Source organism: Pseudomonas sp. HT11 (assembly GCF_044875395.1).
Classification (GTDB): domain Bacteria; phylum Pseudomonadota; class Gammaproteobacteria; order Pseudomonadales; family Pseudomonadaceae; genus Aquipseudomonas.
Window position 1 is genome coordinate 1,482,987 of sequence record NZ_CP173217.1, and the last position, 15,928, is coordinate 1,498,914.

Annotated in this window: 16 protein-coding genes; 6 read left to right on the top strand and 10 right to left on the bottom strand. The window is 60.5% G+C overall.

The window, feature by feature from the left end:
• Positions 1 to 26: 26 nt before the first annotated feature.
• From ABWL43_RS06645 to ABWL43_RS06660, 4 genes are all read left to right on the top strand, one after another.
• The gene (locus ABWL43_RS06645) at positions 27 to 1,172 is read left to right on the top strand and encodes a serine hydrolase domain-containing protein (RefSeq protein ID WP_404487248.1); all 1,146 of its coding nucleotides are present in this window, start codon (positions 27 to 29) and stop codon (positions 1,170 to 1,172) included.
• A 143-nt stretch (positions 1,173 to 1,315) separates the two neighbouring features.
• Positions 1,316 to 2,476 (top strand): OmpA family protein, encoded by a 1,161-nt coding sequence (locus ABWL43_RS06650; RefSeq protein ID WP_404487250.1) that lies wholly within the window; start codon positions 1,316 to 1,318, stop codon positions 2,474 to 2,476.
• Positions 2,477 to 2,503: 27 nt separating this feature from the next.
• Positions 2,504 to 3,151, top strand: coding sequence for a pyridoxamine 5'-phosphate oxidase (gene pdxH, locus ABWL43_RS06655; RefSeq protein WP_106577117.1), 648 nt, complete (start codon positions 2,504 to 2,506; stop codon positions 3,149 to 3,151).
• Between the two features lie 266 nt (positions 3,152 to 3,417).
• A complete protein-coding gene (locus ABWL43_RS06660; RefSeq protein WP_003189251.1) occupies positions 3,418 to 3,882 on the top strand; it encodes a glycine zipper 2TM domain-containing protein in 465 nt (154 codons plus the stop codon).
• Between the two features lie 88 nt (positions 3,883 to 3,970).
• Here the strand turns inward: ABWL43_RS06660 and ABWL43_RS06665 are convergent, their stop codons facing one another.
• Both ABWL43_RS06665 and nhaA read right to left on the bottom strand, forming a co-directional pair.
• Positions 3,971 to 5,593 (bottom strand): methyl-accepting chemotaxis protein, encoded by a 1,623-nt coding sequence (locus ABWL43_RS06665; RefSeq protein WP_242194245.1) that lies wholly within the window; start codon positions 5,591 to 5,593, stop codon positions 3,971 to 3,973.
• A 196-nt stretch (positions 5,594 to 5,789) separates the two neighbouring features.
• Positions 5,790 to 6,965, bottom strand: a complete 1,176-nt coding sequence (gene nhaA, locus ABWL43_RS06670) for a Na+/H+ antiporter NhaA (RefSeq protein WP_145161981.1) — start codon at positions 6,963 to 6,965, stop codon at positions 5,790 to 5,792.
• Positions 6,966 to 7,181: 216 nt separating this feature from the next.
• Between nhaA and ABWL43_RS06675 the strand changes: the two genes are divergently transcribed.
• Positions 7,182 to 8,276 carry a PLP-dependent cysteine synthase family protein gene (locus tag ABWL43_RS06675; RefSeq protein ID WP_404487252.1) on the top strand — a complete coding sequence of 365 codons (1,095 nt, stop codon included), beginning with the start codon at positions 7,182 to 7,184 and terminating at the stop codon, positions 8,274 to 8,276.
• Between the two features lie 136 nt (positions 8,277 to 8,412).
• On the opposite strand, the gene ABWL43_RS06680 is transcribed toward ABWL43_RS06675, so the two are convergent.
• The 3 genes from ABWL43_RS06680 to ABWL43_RS06690 all read right to left on the bottom strand — a co-directional run bounded on the left by ABWL43_RS06680 (position 8,413) and on the right by ABWL43_RS06690 (position 11,501).
• The gene (locus tag ABWL43_RS06680; protein WP_179606714.1) at positions 8,413 to 10,026 is read right to left on the bottom strand and encodes an NAD(P)/FAD-dependent oxidoreductase; all 1,614 of its coding nucleotides are present in this window, start codon (positions 10,024 to 10,026) and stop codon (positions 8,413 to 8,415) included.
• A 106-nt stretch (positions 10,027 to 10,132) separates the two neighbouring features.
• Positions 10,133 to 10,804: a COG3650 family protein gene (locus ABWL43_RS06685; protein WP_106577112.1), complete on the bottom strand. Its 672-nt coding sequence runs from the start codon at positions 10,802 to 10,804 to the stop codon at positions 10,133 to 10,135.
• A gap of 97 nt (positions 10,805 to 10,901) precedes the next feature.
• Positions 10,902 to 11,501, bottom strand: coding sequence for a short chain dehydrogenase (locus ABWL43_RS06690; protein WP_262209249.1), 600 nt, complete (start codon positions 11,499 to 11,501; stop codon positions 10,902 to 10,904).
• A 103-nt stretch (positions 11,502 to 11,604) separates the two neighbouring features.
• Between ABWL43_RS06690 and ABWL43_RS06695 the strand changes: the two genes are divergently transcribed.
• Positions 11,605 to 12,519: a LysR family transcriptional regulator gene (locus ABWL43_RS06695; RefSeq protein ID WP_404487253.1), complete on the top strand. Its 915-nt coding sequence runs from the start codon at positions 11,605 to 11,607 to the stop codon at positions 12,517 to 12,519.
• Here the strand turns inward: ABWL43_RS06695 and ABWL43_RS06700 are convergent.
• From ABWL43_RS06700 to ABWL43_RS06720, 5 genes are all read right to left on the bottom strand, one after another.
• Positions 12,510 to 12,995 (bottom strand): DoxX family protein, encoded by a 486-nt coding sequence (locus ABWL43_RS06700; RefSeq protein ID WP_145161998.1) that lies wholly within the window; start codon positions 12,993 to 12,995, stop codon positions 12,510 to 12,512. The two genes, ABWL43_RS06695 and ABWL43_RS06700, sit on opposite strands and share 10 nt — an antisense overlap.
• On the bottom strand, positions 12,992 to 13,768 hold the full coding sequence (locus tag ABWL43_RS06705; protein WP_404487254.1) for a putative DNA-binding domain-containing protein: 777 nt from the start codon (positions 13,766 to 13,768) through the stop codon (positions 12,992 to 12,994). The genes ABWL43_RS06700 and ABWL43_RS06705 overlap by 4 nt, the downstream gene beginning before the upstream one ends.
• Positions 13,765 to 14,643: a DUF692 domain-containing protein gene (locus ABWL43_RS06710; protein ID WP_404487256.1), complete on the bottom strand. Its 879-nt coding sequence runs from the start codon at positions 14,641 to 14,643 to the stop codon at positions 13,765 to 13,767. The genes ABWL43_RS06705 and ABWL43_RS06710 overlap by 4 nt, the downstream gene beginning before the upstream one ends.
• A 23-nt stretch (positions 14,644 to 14,666) precedes the next feature.
• On the bottom strand, positions 14,667 to 14,966 hold the full coding sequence (locus ABWL43_RS06715; protein WP_145162006.1) for a DUF2282 domain-containing protein: 300 nt from the start codon (positions 14,964 to 14,966) through the stop codon (positions 14,667 to 14,669).
• A 260-nt stretch (positions 14,967 to 15,226) separates the two neighbouring features.
• Positions 15,227 to 15,928 carry an ABC transporter ATP-binding protein gene (locus ABWL43_RS06720; RefSeq protein ID WP_010212366.1) on the bottom strand — a complete coding sequence of 234 codons (702 nt, stop codon included), beginning with the start codon at positions 15,926 to 15,928 and terminating at the stop codon, positions 15,227 to 15,229.

A 15,928-nucleotide genomic window follows, 5' to 3' on the forward strand; every position in this document is an offset into this window, starting at 1 on the left:
TTACGGTGTTTTCCGAGGCGGCTTAGGTGCAGATTCAGGGTCATTACGAGCTCCAGTTCGAAGCGGTACGTGAGGCATTCGCCGCGTTGTTCGATGACCCGCAGGAGCGTGGTGCCGGGCTGTGTATCCAGATCGGCGGCGAAACCGTTGTCGACCTGTGGGCCGGCACCGCCGACAAGGACGGTGCCGAGGCCTGGCACAGCGACACCATCGTCAATCTGTTTTCCTGCACCAAGACCTTCACCGCCGTGACGGCCCTGCAATTGGTGGCCGAGGGCAAGTTGCAACTCGACGCCCCTGTCGCCAATTACTGGCCCGAGTTTGCCGCAGCCGGTAAGGAAGCCATCACCCTGCGCCAGCTGCTCTGCCACCAGGCCGGGTTGCCGGCGATTCGCGAAATGCTCCCCGCCGAAGCCCTCTACGACTGGCAACTGATGGTCGACACCCTGGCGGCCGAAGCCCCGTGGTGGACGCCCGGCCAAGGCCACGGCTACGAGGCCATCACGTATGGGTGGCTGGTCGGTGAATTGTTGCGTCGCGCCGACGGGCGTGGGCCCGGTGAATCAATTGTTGCGCGGGTTGCGCGGCCATTGGGGCTGGACTTTCATGTTGGCCTGGCGGACGAAGAGTTTTATCGCGTTGCGCATATAGCGCGCAGCAAAGGCAATATGGGCGATGAGGCCGCTCAACGATTATTGCAAGTTATGATGCGCGAACCTGCGGCCATGACTACGCGTGCCTTTGCCAACCCACCGTCTATTCTGACAAGCACTAATAAGCCTGAATGGCGGCGCATGCAGCAGCCGGCGGCAAATGGTCACGGTAATGCGCGTAGCCTGGCGGGGTTTTATAGCGGATTGTTGGACGGTAGTTTGCTCGAAGCGGACATGCTCGAACAATTGACCCGCGAACACAGTATCGGGCCGGATAAAACTTTATTGACACAAACCCGTTTCGGCTTGGGCTGCATGTTGGATCAACCGCACTTGCCCAATGCGACGTTCAGCCTTGGCCCACGTGCGTTTGGGCATCCGGGGGCAGGTGGTTCGGTCGGTTTTGCCGATCCGGAACATGATGTAGCATTTGGTTTCGTGACTAATACACTGGGGCCTTATGTACTTATGGACCCGCGTGCACAGAAGTTGGTCGGAATATTGGCCGGTTGTCTGTAAAGAGCTTGCTGTTTCACGTTTTTTTGTTACAAAGGCAACTATAAGAAGGCGCTGAACGAAATTTTGTAACTTTAATGTTCTGTAAGCGTCTGTTTAACGGGTCAACCCGACCCTCCGGTTTTTTCTCATTTTGTGGATATCTCATGTTATCGAACAAGTCCTTGGCACTGGCGCTGTGCCTCACAATTACGGGTTGCGCACAAACTCCACAAAATGATGCCGAAGGTGGGCATTGGTGGTCATTTGGATCAGACAAGGCTGCTACCAAGGACGCAGTAACCAAAACCGACGCCATGCCGGATGCAAAACCAGCCGCTGGCGCCAAGCCTGCAGCCCCGGTTGCAGCCGCCGCTGCTCCAGCGCCTGCCACTGCTGCCGCCCCTGCGCCCGTGGCCAAGGCCGAGACCGGCTCCAGCTGGTGGCCGTTCGCTTCTAAAAGCGCCGATGAAAAAGCGGCTGATGCCAAAGCCGATCTGAAAGCCGACCTCAAGGCTGCAGACCCGACGACCCCGGCAGTCGCCAAGACCGACACCGACACCAAGTGGTGGTGGCCTTTCGAAAGCAAGCCAAAACCATTGGCCAAGGTCGACGTGACCAACGTGCCGATGCCTGACCCGAAAATCACTCAAGCCTGGCTGGACGACTATGAGCCGCGCCTGCGTGCGGCCATCAAGGACAGCAACCTGCAATTGGAGCGTCGCGAGAACGTATTGGTCGTGATCGCCCCGGTTGATGGCTCTTACAACCCGAAACGCCCGGCGATGCTGCTGCCGGTTACGTTGGGCCCGTTCACTCGCGTGGCCAAGGCGGTTGAAGGCGATCCGAAGACCGCTGTGTTGGTCTTAGGCCACGTCGACACCAATGGTGCCGAGCCCGCGAGCCAGGCGTTGACCCGCGAGCGCGCGCAGTCCATCGCTTCGATTTTCAGCCTCAGCGGCTTGAAGCAGGATCGCCTGATGATGCGTGGCATGGGCGACCTTATGCCGCGGGCTGCCAACGATAGCAATCAGGGGCGTGCGCTGAACCGTCGCATGGAAATCATGTTCACTCAGCGTACAACGATGTTGGCGTTGTTGAGCAAGTACAACTCGGGCAAGCCACCGGTTGCGGAAATGGTTGCCGTGCAGACTGCACCCGCTCCCGTACCGGCGCCTGCTACGAAAAAAGCCGCTCCGGCGAAAAAGGCTCCGGTCAAGAAAGCCGCTGCCAAGCCCGTTGCGAAAAAAGCGGCCGCCAAGCCGGCCGCGAAAAAAGCCGCACCCAAGGCCGACGCTCCAGCGACAAACGACCAGGCGAAAAACTGATCTGCTGAACCAGAAGGATAAAGCCGCATGACCCAGGCACTGGCCGATATGCGCCGTGACTACACACGGGACGGTTTGAGCGAGGCCCAGGCCCCGGGCGAGCCGTTTGCATTGTTCCACCAGTGGTTTGCCGATGCGGTGAAAACCGAGCAGCCACCGGTGGAAGCCAATGCCATGACTCTGGCCACGGTCGACCAGGACGGTCGTCCGCACTGTCGTATCCTGCTGCTCAAGGGCCTGGATACACAGGGTTTTACCTTCTTCACCAATTATCAGAGTGCCAAAGGCGAACAGCTTGCGGCACAGCCGTTTGCAGCCATGACCTTCTTCTGGCCCACTCTGGAGCGCCAGGTGCGCATCGAAGGGCGGGTGGTCAAGGTCACGCCCGAAGAGTCGGATGCTTATTTTCAGGTCCGCCCTTTGGGCAGCCGTCTTGGGGCTTGGGCGTCACCGCAGAGCCGGGTCATCCGTGATCGCGAAGAGCTGCAAGACTTGCTAAAGGCCACCGAGCAGCGTTTCAGCGACATCCAACCCGATTGCCCTGAGCATTGGGGCGGGTATCGCCTGCTGCCCGAGCGCATCGAGTTCTGGCAGGGTCGCGCCAGTCGCCTGCATGATCGCCTCAACTACCGCCTGCAAGCCGGCGAGTGGACTCGTGAGCGCCTCGCGCCCTGAGTTTCACCTTTCGTCACCTCGTTCGAATGTTGCCCGCCACGGCGAAGTCTTTATCCATAAGTCTTCGGCGTGTGCTGCTGCGCGACTACAATAATGATGAACGCGTCCATGACATTCTTCGGAACAGTTGAGTGCAACCGTTCGTCTATTTTTCTGGTGCTGGCAGTCTGTACTAAGGCTGAATGAAAGCAATTTTCTGCGGTACTCGCCGTGACAGGCGCCAAGCCGCAGCGTCTAATGAATACCTGTCCTTTGGAGTTGATGCTATGCGTAAGTCCGTTTTACTAGTTGCCTGCTTTACCACCCTGTCGTTGCTGTTGGGTGGCTGCGCCTCGAGTCTGACCGGCGACTCGTACTCCCGTGACGAGGCGCGTCGTGTACAGACCGTTCGCATGGGCACCATTGAATCCCTGCGTCCAGTGAAAATCGAAGGCACCAAGACCCCAATCGGCGGCGCTGCTGGCGCCGTGATCGGCGGCGTTGGCGGCAGCGCCATCGGCGGCGGCCGTGGCAGCATTGTTACCGCTGTGATCGGCGCCGTAGCCGGCGGCCTGCTGGGCTCGGCCACCGAAGAAGGCCTGACCCGCACCCAAGGCGTGGAAATCACCGTTCGCGAAGACGACGGCAGCATGCGTGCCTATGTACAAGCCGTGCAGGAAAATGAAATCTTCCGCATCGGCGACCGTGTACGCATCATGACCGTTGACGGTACCAGCCGCGTTACTCGCTAAACGCCGGCCCTGAAATACAAAACCCCAACCGAGTGATCGGTTGGGGTTTTTTATTGCAAGCGCGGTGTGCCGCGCACGCTGCGTGACGTCAAACCTGGAAGTGCTTGACCATCGTGTTCAACTCATGCGCCAGGCTGGCGAGGGATTGCGAGGCTGCAGTCGTTTGAGTCGAGCCCTCCGCCGACTGAATCGACAGCTGCTGAATGTTCAGCAAGTTGCGATCGACTGCTCGAGCAACGTCGGCTTGTTCCGCCGCCGCCGTGGTAATCACCAGGTTGCGGTCATTGATCTCATCGTTGGCAGCCAGGATGTCAGCCAGCGCTTGTTGCGCCAGCTCCGCCAGCCCCAAGGTTTGCTGAGTCATGGCGCTGCTGTCGAGCATGGTGTTGACGGTGCTGGCCGTGTTGGCCTGAATGCTGCCGATCATCTGCTCGATTTCCTGGGTCGATTGGGCGGTGCGATGGGCCAGTGCACGAACCTCGTCGGCGACCACGGCGAAACCACGTCCGGCCTCACCGGCACGCGCAGCTTCGATGGCGGCGTTAAGCGCCAGCAGGTTGGTTTGCTCGGCAATGGTGCGGATCACATCGAGTACTTTGCCGATGCCTTTAGCCTGTTCGGCGAGGCCGCCAACTTGCCCTGAGCTGACCTCGACCCCACGGGTCAGCGCCTGGATCGAATTCAATGCCTCGCCCATGCGCTGTTGGCCCTTCAACGCAATGCTGCGCGATTCCTGGGACAGGTCGGAGGTCGATGCTGCGTTTCGCGCAACCTCCTCAATCGCAGTGGTCATCTGAGTGACGGCCGTGGCTGCCTGCTCGATTTCGCCATGTTGCTGTTGCAGGTCGCGGCTACCCTCGGCGGTGACGGCATTCAACTCTTCGGCCGCAGCGGCCAGCTGGCTGGATGAGCCGGTGATTTGCCGCAAGGTCTGCACCAGGTTGTTTCGCATGGTTTCTTGCGCCCGCAGCAAGCGGGTGGCTTCGTCATTGCCCGTAGGGTTTATGGGATGGGTGAGGTCGCCCTTGGCGATGGTTTCGGCCACCTGCACCGCTTCAATGATGGGGCCGGTAATGCTGCGGGTCAGTAACCAGGCCACCAGCACTGTGCCGGCACTGACCAGCAAAATGACGATGGTGATGCCGCTCACCGCATGTTGGTAAGCGCCTACGGAGGTTTGGCCGGCCTGTTCGGCGCCTTTGTTGGCGAGGTCGATCAACTGGTCGAAGTTCTTGGTCATCTGCTCGTAGCTTTCTCTAATGCTGTTGAGAAAGTCGCGGGCGCCGGCTTTGTCGCCCGAGCGCGAGCGCTTGAGCATTTCGGTATGGTTCTTCGCGTAGGCATCCAGGCTTTGGTTGAACACATCCAGACGCGATTTTTCCTCGGATGTGCGTAGCAGCGCGGCATATTGGGTCAGCTGTTCCTTGACGCTTTTCAGGCGGCCAGCGGATTTGTCTTCATAGGTCTGCATCTCCGCATCGCTTGCCGACAGGATGTGCGCCATTTCGCCCAAGCGAAAACGGTCGAGCGACGCGTTGGCCAGGGCCAGAATCCTGACACGCTGCATCCAGTTGTTCTGGATGTCGGCAGCCTGGGACTGGACTTCGCCAATCTGCTTGAGGGCGAACAGACCGAGAAACACACTCAGCGACGCAATAGCTGCGAAGCCAATGAAGGCTCTGGCAGCGATTCTTATATTTCTCAGGAACATGGGATTTTCGCTCGGGCTGGATACGCGTTGGAGAGCTGTGTCGGCGGGTGTCCCTGGCAGGAACAGTGCTAGCGACACAATCACTAGTCGGCGGCGCGCGCAAAGTCTTTAGGCGTTTGAGGCAAGTGTCCTCTTCAGAAAGAGAAAAACCCCAATCGGGCTCACCGATTGGGGCTTTTGGGTGCCTTCAGAACCCTTAGGCTTTCTTGCGACTCGCCATCGCGGTCACGGCATAACCCATACACGCGGCCAGGATCGACCCGGTCAGAATGCCCATTCGATCCTCCCCGGCGAATTCGCTGGCACCCGGCACGAACGCCAGTGAGCCGACAAACAGGCTCATGGTAAAGCCGATACCGCACAGGATCGCCACCCCGAACACCTGGCCCCAGTTCGCGCCGCTGGGCAGCGCGGCAAGGCCGGTCTTGATGGCGAGCCAGGTGAGGCCGAACACGCCGATGGTCTTGCCGATCAACAGGCCGGCGGCGATGCCCATGGGCACATGGTGAGTGAAGCTTTCCAGGCTCACGCCGGCCAGGGAAACGCCCGCGTTGGCGAAGGCAAACAGCGGCAGGATGGCGTAGGCCACCCACGGGTGCAGGGCGTGTTCCAGTGTCTTCAGGGGCGAGGGCTCGGCATTTTTGGTGCGCAGCGGGATGCAGAAGGCCAGGGTCACGCCGGCCAGCGTGGCGTGCACGCCACTTTTGAGCACACACACCCACAGGATCAGACCGATGATCAGGTAGGGCCCGAGTTTGATCACGCCCAGGCGGTTCATCGCGATCAAGGCAATCAGGCACGCGCCTGCACCCGCCAAAGCAGCACCGGACAGGTCCGCAGAGTAGAACACGGCGATGACGATGATTGCGCCGAGGTCATCAATGATAGCCAGGGTCATCAGGAACAGTTTCAGCGACACCGGCACACGCTTGCCCAGCAGGGCCAGCACGCCCAGTGCAAAAGCGATGTCGGTGGCCATGGGGATCGCCCAGCCGGAGAGTGCGGCAGGGTAGTCCTTGTTGATCGCCCAGTAGATCAGCGCCGGCACCACCATGCCGCCAATGGCTGCGGCGCCCGGCAGTACCACTTGCGAGGGTTTGGACAGGTGACCATCGAGCAGCTCGCGCTTTACCTCCAGGCCGATCAGCAGGAAGAACAAGGCCATCAGGCCGTCGTTGATCCACAGCAGGGCAGGCTTGGCGATTTTCAGCGCGCCAATCTGTGCCACCACTGGTACGTCGAGAAAGGCGTTGTAGAGGTGCGACAACGGTGAATTGTTGATGATCAGCGCCAAGGCCGCAGCGGCGATCAACAACAGACCGCTGGCGGCTTCCAGCTGGAAGAAACGGGTGAAAGTGCTACGCAGAGGCAAGGGATGCTCTCCAATCCAGGTTCAATAGGTGGGTACCCTAACCCGTACCGTTAGTTGTTAAAACAAAAGTTATATTCTTATTTGTTATAAGGGGCGGGCAGAGTCGGCGTTGCGCCAGAGCCTAGCAATTGTGTGTCTATTTGAGTCGCCACTGTATCTGTGTGCAGTGTAGGAAACTCCCTAAAATTGGCGCTGAAATCTTTAGAGACGCACCTTATGAGCGACCACCGTACCTGGGCCCGCGAAGCCATTCGCATCATTGAAGCGGACTTCCAGCGCAGCGCCGACACGCACCTGATCCCTTTGCCGTTGCCGGGGTTGCCGGGTATCGAGTTGTACTTCAAGGACGAGTCCAGCCACCCCACCGGCAGCTTGAAGCATCGGCTGGCCCGTTCACTGTTTCTGTACGCGCTGTGTAATGGCTGGCTCAAGCCTGGCGCGCCGGTGATTGAGGCCTCCAGTGGGTCGACGGCCATTTCGGAAGCGTATTTCGCGCGCCTGCTTGGCCTGCCGTTCATTGCGGTGATGCCGGCCACCACGTCTCAGGAGAAGATTGCCCAGATCGCCTTCTATGGCGGCAAGAGCCATCTGGTGAAGGATCCGACGCAGATCTACGCCGAGTCCGAGCGGTTGGCGCAGGAAAGTGGCGGTCACTTCATGGACCAATTCACCTATGCCGAGCGCGCGACGGACTGGCGGGCGAACAACAATATAGCCGAGTCGATCTTTCAACAGATGCGCTTTGAGCATTACCCCGAGCCGAGCTGGTTGATTTCCAGCCCTGGCACCGGCGGCACCACCGCGACCCTGGGGCGTTACGTGCGCTATCGCCAGCATTGCACCCGCGTGCTGTGCGCCGACGCCGAACGCTCGGTGTTCTTTGACTATTACCAGACGGGCGACGCCAGCTTGCGCCTGGATTGCGGTTCGCGGATCGAAGGGATCGGTCGTCCACGCGTCGAGGCGTCGTTTTTGCCCAAGGTGATTGATGCGATGGTCAAGGTGCCGGATGCGCTGTCACTGGCAGCCATGCATTACCTGGCCGAGCGTCTGGGGCGGCGGGTCGGTGGTTCCAGCGGGACTAACCTGATCGGTGCCTTGGTGGCGGCCCAGCAGATGCAAGCGGCGGGGGAATCAGGCTCGATCGTGGCGATTTTGTGTGACGGGGGAGAGCGGTACGCCACTACTTACTACGATCAGGCGTGGCTCGCCGGGCAAGGGTATGCGTTGAGCGGGTTGATTGCGGCCGTTGCGGCCAGTGTTGAACGCGGTGAGCCGTTGCCGCAGACAATCCTGCGCGCAAACATCTGAACACCGGCAAAAACCAATGTGGGAGCTGGCTTGCCTGCGATGGCAGAGTCTCAGTCGCCGAACTTATCGACTGAACCACCGCCATCGCAGGCAAGCCAGCTCCCACCTTTGATCGGGGTCGGCTGTAACAGAGTGCTTAGGCCTCGATGCCGAGCATATCCCGCGCCAGCGCTTCGGCAATCCGAATCCCGTCAACGCCCGCCGACAGAATCCCACCGGCATAACCCGCACCTTCACCGGCCGGGAACAAACCTTTCACGTTCAAGCTCTGCATCGACTCGTTACGGGTAATCCGCAGCGGCGAGGACGTGCGCGTCTCGATCCCGGTCAGCACCGCATCGTGCAACGAGTAGCCTTTGATCTGCTTCTCGAATGCCGGCAAGGCTTCACGAATTGCTTCGATGGCAAAGTCCGGCAAGGCCAGGGCCAAGTCACCCAGCGACACACCGGGCTTGTAGGACGGTTCCACGCTGCCGATGGCCGTGGACGGCTTGCCCGCGATGAAATCCCCCACCAGTTGCGCCGGGGCCTCGTAGTTGCTGCCGCCGAGGATGTAGGCGTGGGACTCCAGGCGCTCCTGCAACTCGATACCCGCCAGCGGGCCACCCGGGTAATCCACCTCCGGCGTGATGCCGACGACGATGCCGGAGTTGGCATTGCGTTCGTTACGCGAGTACTGGCTCATGCCGTTGGTTACCACGCGGTTCGGCTCGGACGTGGCCGCCACCACCGTGCCGCCCGGGCACATGCAGAAGCTGTAGACCGAGCGGCCGTTCTTGGCGTGGTGCACCAGCTTGTAGTCGGCCGCGCCGAGTTTCGGATGCCCGGCGTATTTGCCCAGGCGCGCCGCGTCGATCAGCGACTGCGGGTGTTCGATCCTGAAGCCCACCGAGAACGGCTTGGCCTCCATGTACACGCCACGCCCGTGCAGCATGCGGAAGGTGTCGCGGGCGCTGTGGCCCAGGGCCAGGATCACGTGCTTGGAGAGCAGTTGCTCGCCACCGTCGATAACCACGCCGTTCAGCTGGCCGTCTTCGATCAGCACATCGGTAACGCGCTGTTCGAAACGCACTTCACCGCCCAGGGCGATGATCTGCTGGCGCATGTTTTCCACCACGCCGGTCAGGCGGAACGTGCCGATGTGCGGCTTGCTGACGTAGAGGATCTCTTCCGGCGCACCGGCCTTGACGAACTCGTGCAGGACCTTGCGACCGTGGAATTTCGGGTCCTTGATCTGGCTGTAGAGTTTGCCGTCGGAGAAGGTCCCGGCGCCGCCTTCACCAAACTGCACGTTGGACTCGGGGTTGAGCACGTTTTTGCGCCACAGGCCCCAGGTGTCTTTGGTGCGCTGGCGCACTTCCTTGCCGCGCTCGAGGATGATCGGCTTGAAGCCCATCTGCGCGAGCAGCAGCCCGGCGAAGATCCCGCACGGACCAAACCCCACCACGATTGGCCGTTCGACCAGGCCTTCCGGCGCTTGACCCACCACCTTGTAGCTGACATCCGGCGCCGGGTTGACGTTACGGTCATCGGCGAACTTGAGCAGCAGGGCGGCTTCGCCTTTCACATTCAGGTCGATGGTGTAGATGAAGCACAGCTCCGACGACTTTTTGCGGGCGTCATAGCTGCGTTTGAACAGGGTGAAATCGAGCAGGTCATCACTGGCGATGCCCAGGCGCTGCACGATGGCAGGCCGCAGGTCTTCTTCGGGATGGTCGATGGGCAGCTTGAGTTCGGTGATTCGTAACATGACGGGATCCGGTAGGCGGCAGACAAAAAGGCCGGCTGTTTTGCAAACCGGCGATTATAAGCCCCAAAGGCGGTTTTCCGACACGTTAAAACAGCGTTGGGCCGAATCAGTCGTCGCGAGAACCGCCGAATGCCGCGCAACCACGCTGCACTTGGCCGTTGACGCGCAATTCGGCGGTCATGTGTTGCAGGCTACCGCTGACGCTGTCGATGCAACGCTGCGGCGCGACCCAGAGTTCGATGTGCTGGTTATTGGCTTCGGTCATCAGGTTGAAACGGCCGTCGCCCAGTTGCTCTTCCACAAAAGGCACCGCCAAGGGTGGCTGACCTTCGCGCTCCAGCACCATGCCCTTGGCGGTCACATTCATCGCCCAGGCGGGTTTATGGCCATTGGCGCGCAGCACCATGCGCTTGAAGTCCGGGTCGTTGCACGCCGAAGTCGAACGCTCCATGCGATAAAGCTGTTGCAGTTCTACCGACCCCTGGGTGCCAGTGGCAACCCCGGAGAACTTGCCGCGCAAGTCGGCAAACAATGCGCCCTGTTGGCCAGCCAGTGAGGCGGCTTCCTGCAGGATGCTGGTGCCGCCGGCGTCGTTGACCACGTAGTTGCGTTTGTCACCGCAAGGCTGGAACAACAGCTTGCCGTCAACGGCCGTCAATTCACCCTGCATGCGGGTCAACCCGGCGGTAGACGGCTTTGCCGGCTCGCTCTCGAACATCTGGCAAGCGGTGAACAGAGGCAGCAGGGCAAACAGAACTAGGGTACGGGCGGCGCGCATTTATCGGGTCTCCAAACAAGTGCCGCCACGTTACGCAGGCTGACGCCGCACCACAACCCCAGCGCCCTGCTTCAGGCAAATCTGACAGACGCCGGATTCAGCCGACGATAAACGTCTGACCGGTCTGCAAGCCTTCTACGCTTTTGGCGTAGGCCAGTGCCACGTCGGCACCCGGAGCCGGTTTGTAACCGCGGAAATACGGGGCATAGCTGCCCATGGCTTCCAGCAGGACCGTCGGGCTCACGGCGTTGACCCGCAGGCCGCGTGGCAATTCGATCGCCGCGGCTTTGACGAAGGCGTCAATCGCGCCGTTGACCAGTGCGGCCGAGGCGCCGGTACGGATCGGGTCACGGTTGAGGATGCCGCTGGTGAAAGTGAACGAGGCGCCGTCGTTGGCATATTCGCGGCCGATCAGCAGCAGGTTGACCTGGCCCATCAGCTTGTCGCGCAGGCCCAGTTCAAAATCGCTTTCGCTCATTTCACCCAGCGCCACGAAATTCACGCTACCGGCCGCGCAGATCAGGGCATCGAACTTGCCGGTCTGTTCAAACAGCTTGCGGATCGACGCGCTGTCACTGATATCCACCTGAAAGTCGCCGCGTGTGCGACCGATGCTGATCACGTCGTGACGCTGAGCCAGTTCTGCCTTGACTGCCGAGCCGACCGTGCCGCTGGCGCCAATCAATAGAATTTTCATCGTGCTGTTCCTCCACGGGTAAGTGAAGGTTCAGTCTAGTGTGGCTTTTCAGGTGGATAAACGTGCTAATAGGCAACCTTTGGTTTTCAAATGGAAACAATCCATGAGCGAGATGGATGACCTGGCGGCCTTTGCCGTTCTGATCGAAGCCGGTAGTTTTACCCTCGCGGCCGAGCAGCTGGGGTGCAGCAAGGGCCAATTGTCCAAGCGTATCAGCCAGTTGGAGGCGCAGTTTTGCGTGGTGTTGCTGCACCGCACCACCCGCAAGCTCAGCCTGACCGCAGCCGGTGCAGCGCTGTTGCCCCAGGCTCAGGCGTTGGTGGTCCAAGTGGAACGCGCCCGTCAGGCATTGGCGCGGCTCAAGGACGATTTGGCCGGGCCAGTGCGTATGACGGTTCCGGTGTCGTTGGGAGAAACCTTCTTCGATGGCTTGCTGCTGGAGTTCTCCAAACAGTACCCCCAGGTGCAGATCGAACTGGAATTGAACAACCGGTATCGAGACCTGGCGCGGGATGGGTTTGACTTGGGCGTGCGTTCCGGCGCCACCGAAAATGAGCGCCTGGTGGCCAAACCGCTGCTGGCCTGGCATGAAATGACCTGCGCAAGCCCGGCCTACCTGGAGCAACACGGCGAGCCGCTGACCCCGGCAGACCTGGCAACGCACACCTGCCTGCTCAACAGCCACTACAGCGGGCGTGAAGAATGGCTGTATCACCAGCAGCACGAACTGCTGCGAGTACGGGTCAGTGGCACCTTTGCCTCCAACCATTACAACCTGTTGAAGAAGGCCGCACTGGTTGGCGCCGGGATCGCCCGCCTGCCGTCCTACGTGTTACCCGCGGAACTGGCTGACGGGAGATTGCGCTGGCTCCTGCGCGATTATCAGACGCGGAGCATGCCGATGTACCTGGTTCACCCGTATCAGGGTGGTTTGCCGCGTCGCACCCAGGTGCTGGCCGATTACCTGGTGGATTGGTTCAAGCGCGGCGGCGAGGCCCTGGACCGTCTTCAGCGGTAGCGGCGTGCAATCAAATGGTCGATGGACAGGCAGCCCGGGCCCTTGGCGACCAACAGCAGCAGCACGGTGATCCAAGTGCCGTGGGTCGGGTAGGCGTCCGGATAAACGAAGAGTTGAATGGTCAAGGTCATGCCGATCAGGGCCAGCGCTGAAAACCGCGTGGCAAAGCCCACCAGGATCAGCACCGGGAAGAAATGCTCGGCAAACGCCGCCATGTGCGCGGCGACTTCCGGTGACAGCAAGGGCACGTGGTATTCACTGCGAAACAGCGGCAGTGTGGACGCCGCAAGACGCGGCTCGCCGAATTGGAACGTGCCGCTGATCAAGTCGATGGCAAAGCCCTCGACCTTGGTCTGCCCGGATTTCCAGAACACCGCCGCGATGGAAAATCGTGCGAGAAAGGCGATCAGGCTGTAGGGGATTTTCTCGAACAGTGCGATGACCCGATTGACCAGACTCGAAGGGAATGTGTTCATGGCAATACCTTTTGTTCCAGGTGCAAATGAGTGATGGCGTCGTGGCTGATCAACAGGGCCAGGCATTGGTTCAGGTCGAACTGCGCCGACGCTTCCAGCGCGTGCTGCACCGCCGTCTCCAGTGCCGCGCCGTTATTCAGGCTGTCGATGAACGCGACCGAGCCGCTGTCGATGGCGAATACCTTGACCGCCAAGCCTTGGCGTAACACCAGCGCGCTTTGGGCGTGCCAGGGATTCAGGGTGGCCAGGCCACCTTCGGTCTGGTGCGCAGCCCAAACGGCCACCACCGCATAAGCGCTATTCAGGGTGGCCAGGGATGGATGCAGGTGCAGGCGCAGGTTGCCCAGGACTGTCTGGCCTTGCAGCGTTTGGAGAATGGCTTGCTGGTCAAGCGGCTGGGTGTCTGCCGCGTGATAGGCGCAAACCCGCAAGCGCTCGAGCCTTGCGACGTCAGCCAGGTAGGGCACGCTGGCCGCCGGCTCAAAGGCCTGAATAAACCCTGCGAACGCGCTGCCGTATTCGCTCATCAGCGGGCTGGTGGGCGGGCATGCCTGTACAAACACGCCGGCCATGGCGCGAAAAAACTCATCGCCGACCAACTGCAAGGTCACCGGGTAAGCGGTCGCCAATGCGTTGATCAATGCGCTGTGGACATTGTTGCGATACACCGCAAAACGGCTGGCCGGGTCGGCGCCATTGCGGCTGAACAGGCCGTCGGGGCACGCCAGGTCGGGATCGATCAAGGCGTCGGCAAACGCAGCGTGATGGCTCATACGTTCACCTGCGACAGATGCCAGTCGGCGTGTTGAGCTTCGGCATGCAGCACACTGAACGCAGGCACCTGGTTATCCCGCTCGATCAGCGTGGCCATTGGGCCCGTGCGCGTGAGTACCTGTTCGTATAACTGCCACACCGCGTTATCGATGGGCGCGCCATGGTCGTCGATCAGCAGGCGATCGCCCAAACTGTCAGTGTCTTCGGCAAAACCCGCCAGATGTATCTCCCCGACGGCGTGTAATGGCAGTGCGTCGATGTAGGAAAGCGGCTCGCGCTGGTGATTGATGCACGACACATAAACGTTGTTGACGTCCAGCAGCAGGCCGCAGCCCGTGCGGCGGATGACCTCGCTGATGAAGTCCGTTTCGTCCAGGGTGGAGCGCTCGAATTGCAGATAGGTCGACGGATTTTCCAGCAGCATCGGCCGCTTGAGCGTGCTTTGCACCTGGTCGATGTGCTCGCACACCCGGTTCAGTGTGGCGGCGTCGTAGGCCAGGGGCAGCAAGTCATTGAGAAACACCGGGCCGTGGCTCGACCAGGCCAGGTGTTCGGAAAACGAGTGGGGTTGATAGCGTTCGATCAGCAAGACCAACCGTGCCAGGTGCTCAAGGTTGAGCGGGCCTTCGCCGCCGATGGACAGGCCAACGCCGTGCAGTGACAGCGGGTACTGCTCGCGGATCAACCCCAGGTAGTGATGGAACGGCCCGCCGGCCACCATGTAGTTTTCGGCGTGCACTTCAAAAAAACCGATATCGGGCGAGGTCTCGAGCACTTCAATAAAGTGCTCGGTCTTCAGCCCCAGCCCGGCCCGATAGGGGAGGCCGGGCACCTGAGCCGGTGAGACCGTGTGTTGGGGTAAAAGCGTCATCATCAGTACTCAGGCTGCGGGCTGTTTCAGGACTTGGCGGTGAAGGCGGCTGCCTGGCCGAAACCGGTCGGCGAGGTGGAGCTTGGGGTTTTAGCGCAAGTGCCGGCCGGGACCAGTTTCCAGGCATTGGCCTGGTCTTTGACTTTCGAGGTGCCGGCGCAGGAAGTGCCGGCGCCCGCAGCGCAATCGTTCTTGCCGGCTTCAGCGACGCCGAAGCATTTGTCCATCTTGGCGTCGTCGGCGTGGGCCATGTTGGACATTGCGGACAGGCTCAGAGCAGAGCCGAGGGCCAGGATCAGGGTAGCGGCGGACAGTTTAGTGGTCATGGTGTAACTCCTGCGGTGGGTTGAGGTAGCGAGCTTGATTGCCTGCTTACTCCACTAGAGGCGGCAGGGCGAATTTCGTTACAAGTCCGACGACAATAATTTCAAGAAACGCAAAATTTAAGCGTCACACAAAGCAAATGTGGGAGCGGGCTTGCTCGCGAATGCAGGGTGTCAGTCGATAGAAACTTAACTGAGACACCGCATTCGCGAGCAAGCCCGCTCCCACATTTAGATCCAGTTCATACAGCAACCGGATGGTATTAGCCCCCGAGGTAAGCCTCCCGTACCTTCGGATCCGTCAGCAACTGCTCACCCGTGCCTTGCATCACCACCCGGCCGTTTTCCAGCACGTAGGCGCGGTCGGCGATTTTCAGCGCCTGGTTGGCGTTTTGTTCGACCAGGAACACCGTTACACCGTCCTTGCGCAGCTGTTCGATGATGTCGAAGATCTGCTGGATGATGATCGGTGCCAGGCCCAGGGACGGTTCGTCCAACAGCAACAGCTTGGGCTTGCTCATCAGCGCACGGCCGATGGCGAGCATTTGCTGCTCGCCGCCGGACATGGTGCCGCCGCGCTGGCTGAAGCGTTCCTTGAGCCTGGGGAACAGGTGCAACACCTTGTCCATCTGCTCCTGGTAGTCGCCCTTGTCGGTGAAGAACCCGCCCATGGCGAGGTTCTCCTCGACAGTCAGGCGTGAGAACACGCGGCGGCCTTCGGGCACCACTGCAATGCTCTTGCGCATGATCTGCGAGGACTGTTGCCCCACCAGCTCTTCACCCATGTAGCGGATGCTGCCGCTGTGGGCCTGCGGCGAACCGCACAAAGTCATCAGCAAGGTGGATTTGCCGGCGCCGTTGGCACCGATCAGCGTGACGATTTCACCTTGGCGCACTTCCACGTTGACGCTGTGCAGGGCCTGGATCTTGCCGTAAAAAGTGGAAACGTTTTCGAATTGCAGCAT

Excerpts from the sequence above, each read along its gene's own strand:
- ABWL43_RS06650 (WP_404487250.1), top strand. The coding sequence starts at position 1,316 with ATGTTATCGAACAAGTCCTTGGCACTGGCGCTGTGCCTCACAATTACG.
- ABWL43_RS06680 (WP_179606714.1), bottom strand. The coding sequence starts at position 10,026 with ATGTTACGAATCACCGAACTCAAGCTGCCCATCGACCATCCCGAAGAA.
- ABWL43_RS06695 (WP_404487253.1), top strand. The coding sequence starts at position 11,605 with ATGAGCGAGATGGATGACCTGGCGGCCTTTGCCGTTCTGATCGAAGCC.
- ABWL43_RS06665 (WP_242194245.1), bottom strand. The coding sequence starts at position 5,593 with ATGTTCCTGAGAAATATAAGAATCGCTGCCAGAGCCTTCATTGGCTTC.
- ABWL43_RS06705 (WP_404487254.1), bottom strand. The coding sequence starts at position 13,768 with ATGAGCCATCACGCTGCGTTTGCCGACGCCTTGATCGATCCCGACCTG.
- ABWL43_RS06685 (WP_106577112.1), bottom strand. The coding sequence starts at position 10,804 with ATGCGCGCCGCCCGTACCCTAGTTCTGTTTGCCCTGCTGCCTCTGTTC.
- ABWL43_RS06660 (WP_003189251.1), top strand. The coding sequence starts at position 3,418 with ATGCGTAAGTCCGTTTTACTAGTTGCCTGCTTTACCACCCTGTCGTTG.
- ABWL43_RS06675 (WP_404487252.1), top strand. The coding sequence starts at position 7,182 with ATGAGCGACCACCGTACCTGGGCCCGCGAAGCCATTCGCATCATTGAA.
- ABWL43_RS06690 (WP_262209249.1), bottom strand. The coding sequence starts at position 11,501 with ATGAAAATTCTATTGATTGGCGCCAGCGGCACGGTCGGCTCGGCAGTC.
- ABWL43_RS06720 (WP_010212366.1), bottom strand. The coding sequence starts at position 15,928 with ATGCTGCAATTCGAAAACGTTTCCACTTTTTACGGCAAGATCCAGGCC.
- pdxH (WP_106577117.1), top strand. The coding sequence starts at position 2,504 with ATGACCCAGGCACTGGCCGATATGCGCCGTGACTACACACGGGACGGT.
- ABWL43_RS06700 (WP_145161998.1), bottom strand. The coding sequence starts at position 12,995 with ATGAACACATTCCCTTCGAGTCTGGTCAATCGGGTCATCGCACTGTTC.
- ABWL43_RS06710 (WP_404487256.1), bottom strand. The coding sequence starts at position 14,643 with ATGATGACGCTTTTACCCCAACACACGGTCTCACCGGCTCAGGTGCCC.
- ABWL43_RS06715 (WP_145162006.1), bottom strand. The coding sequence starts at position 14,966 with ATGACCACTAAACTGTCCGCCGCTACCCTGATCCTGGCCCTCGGCTCT.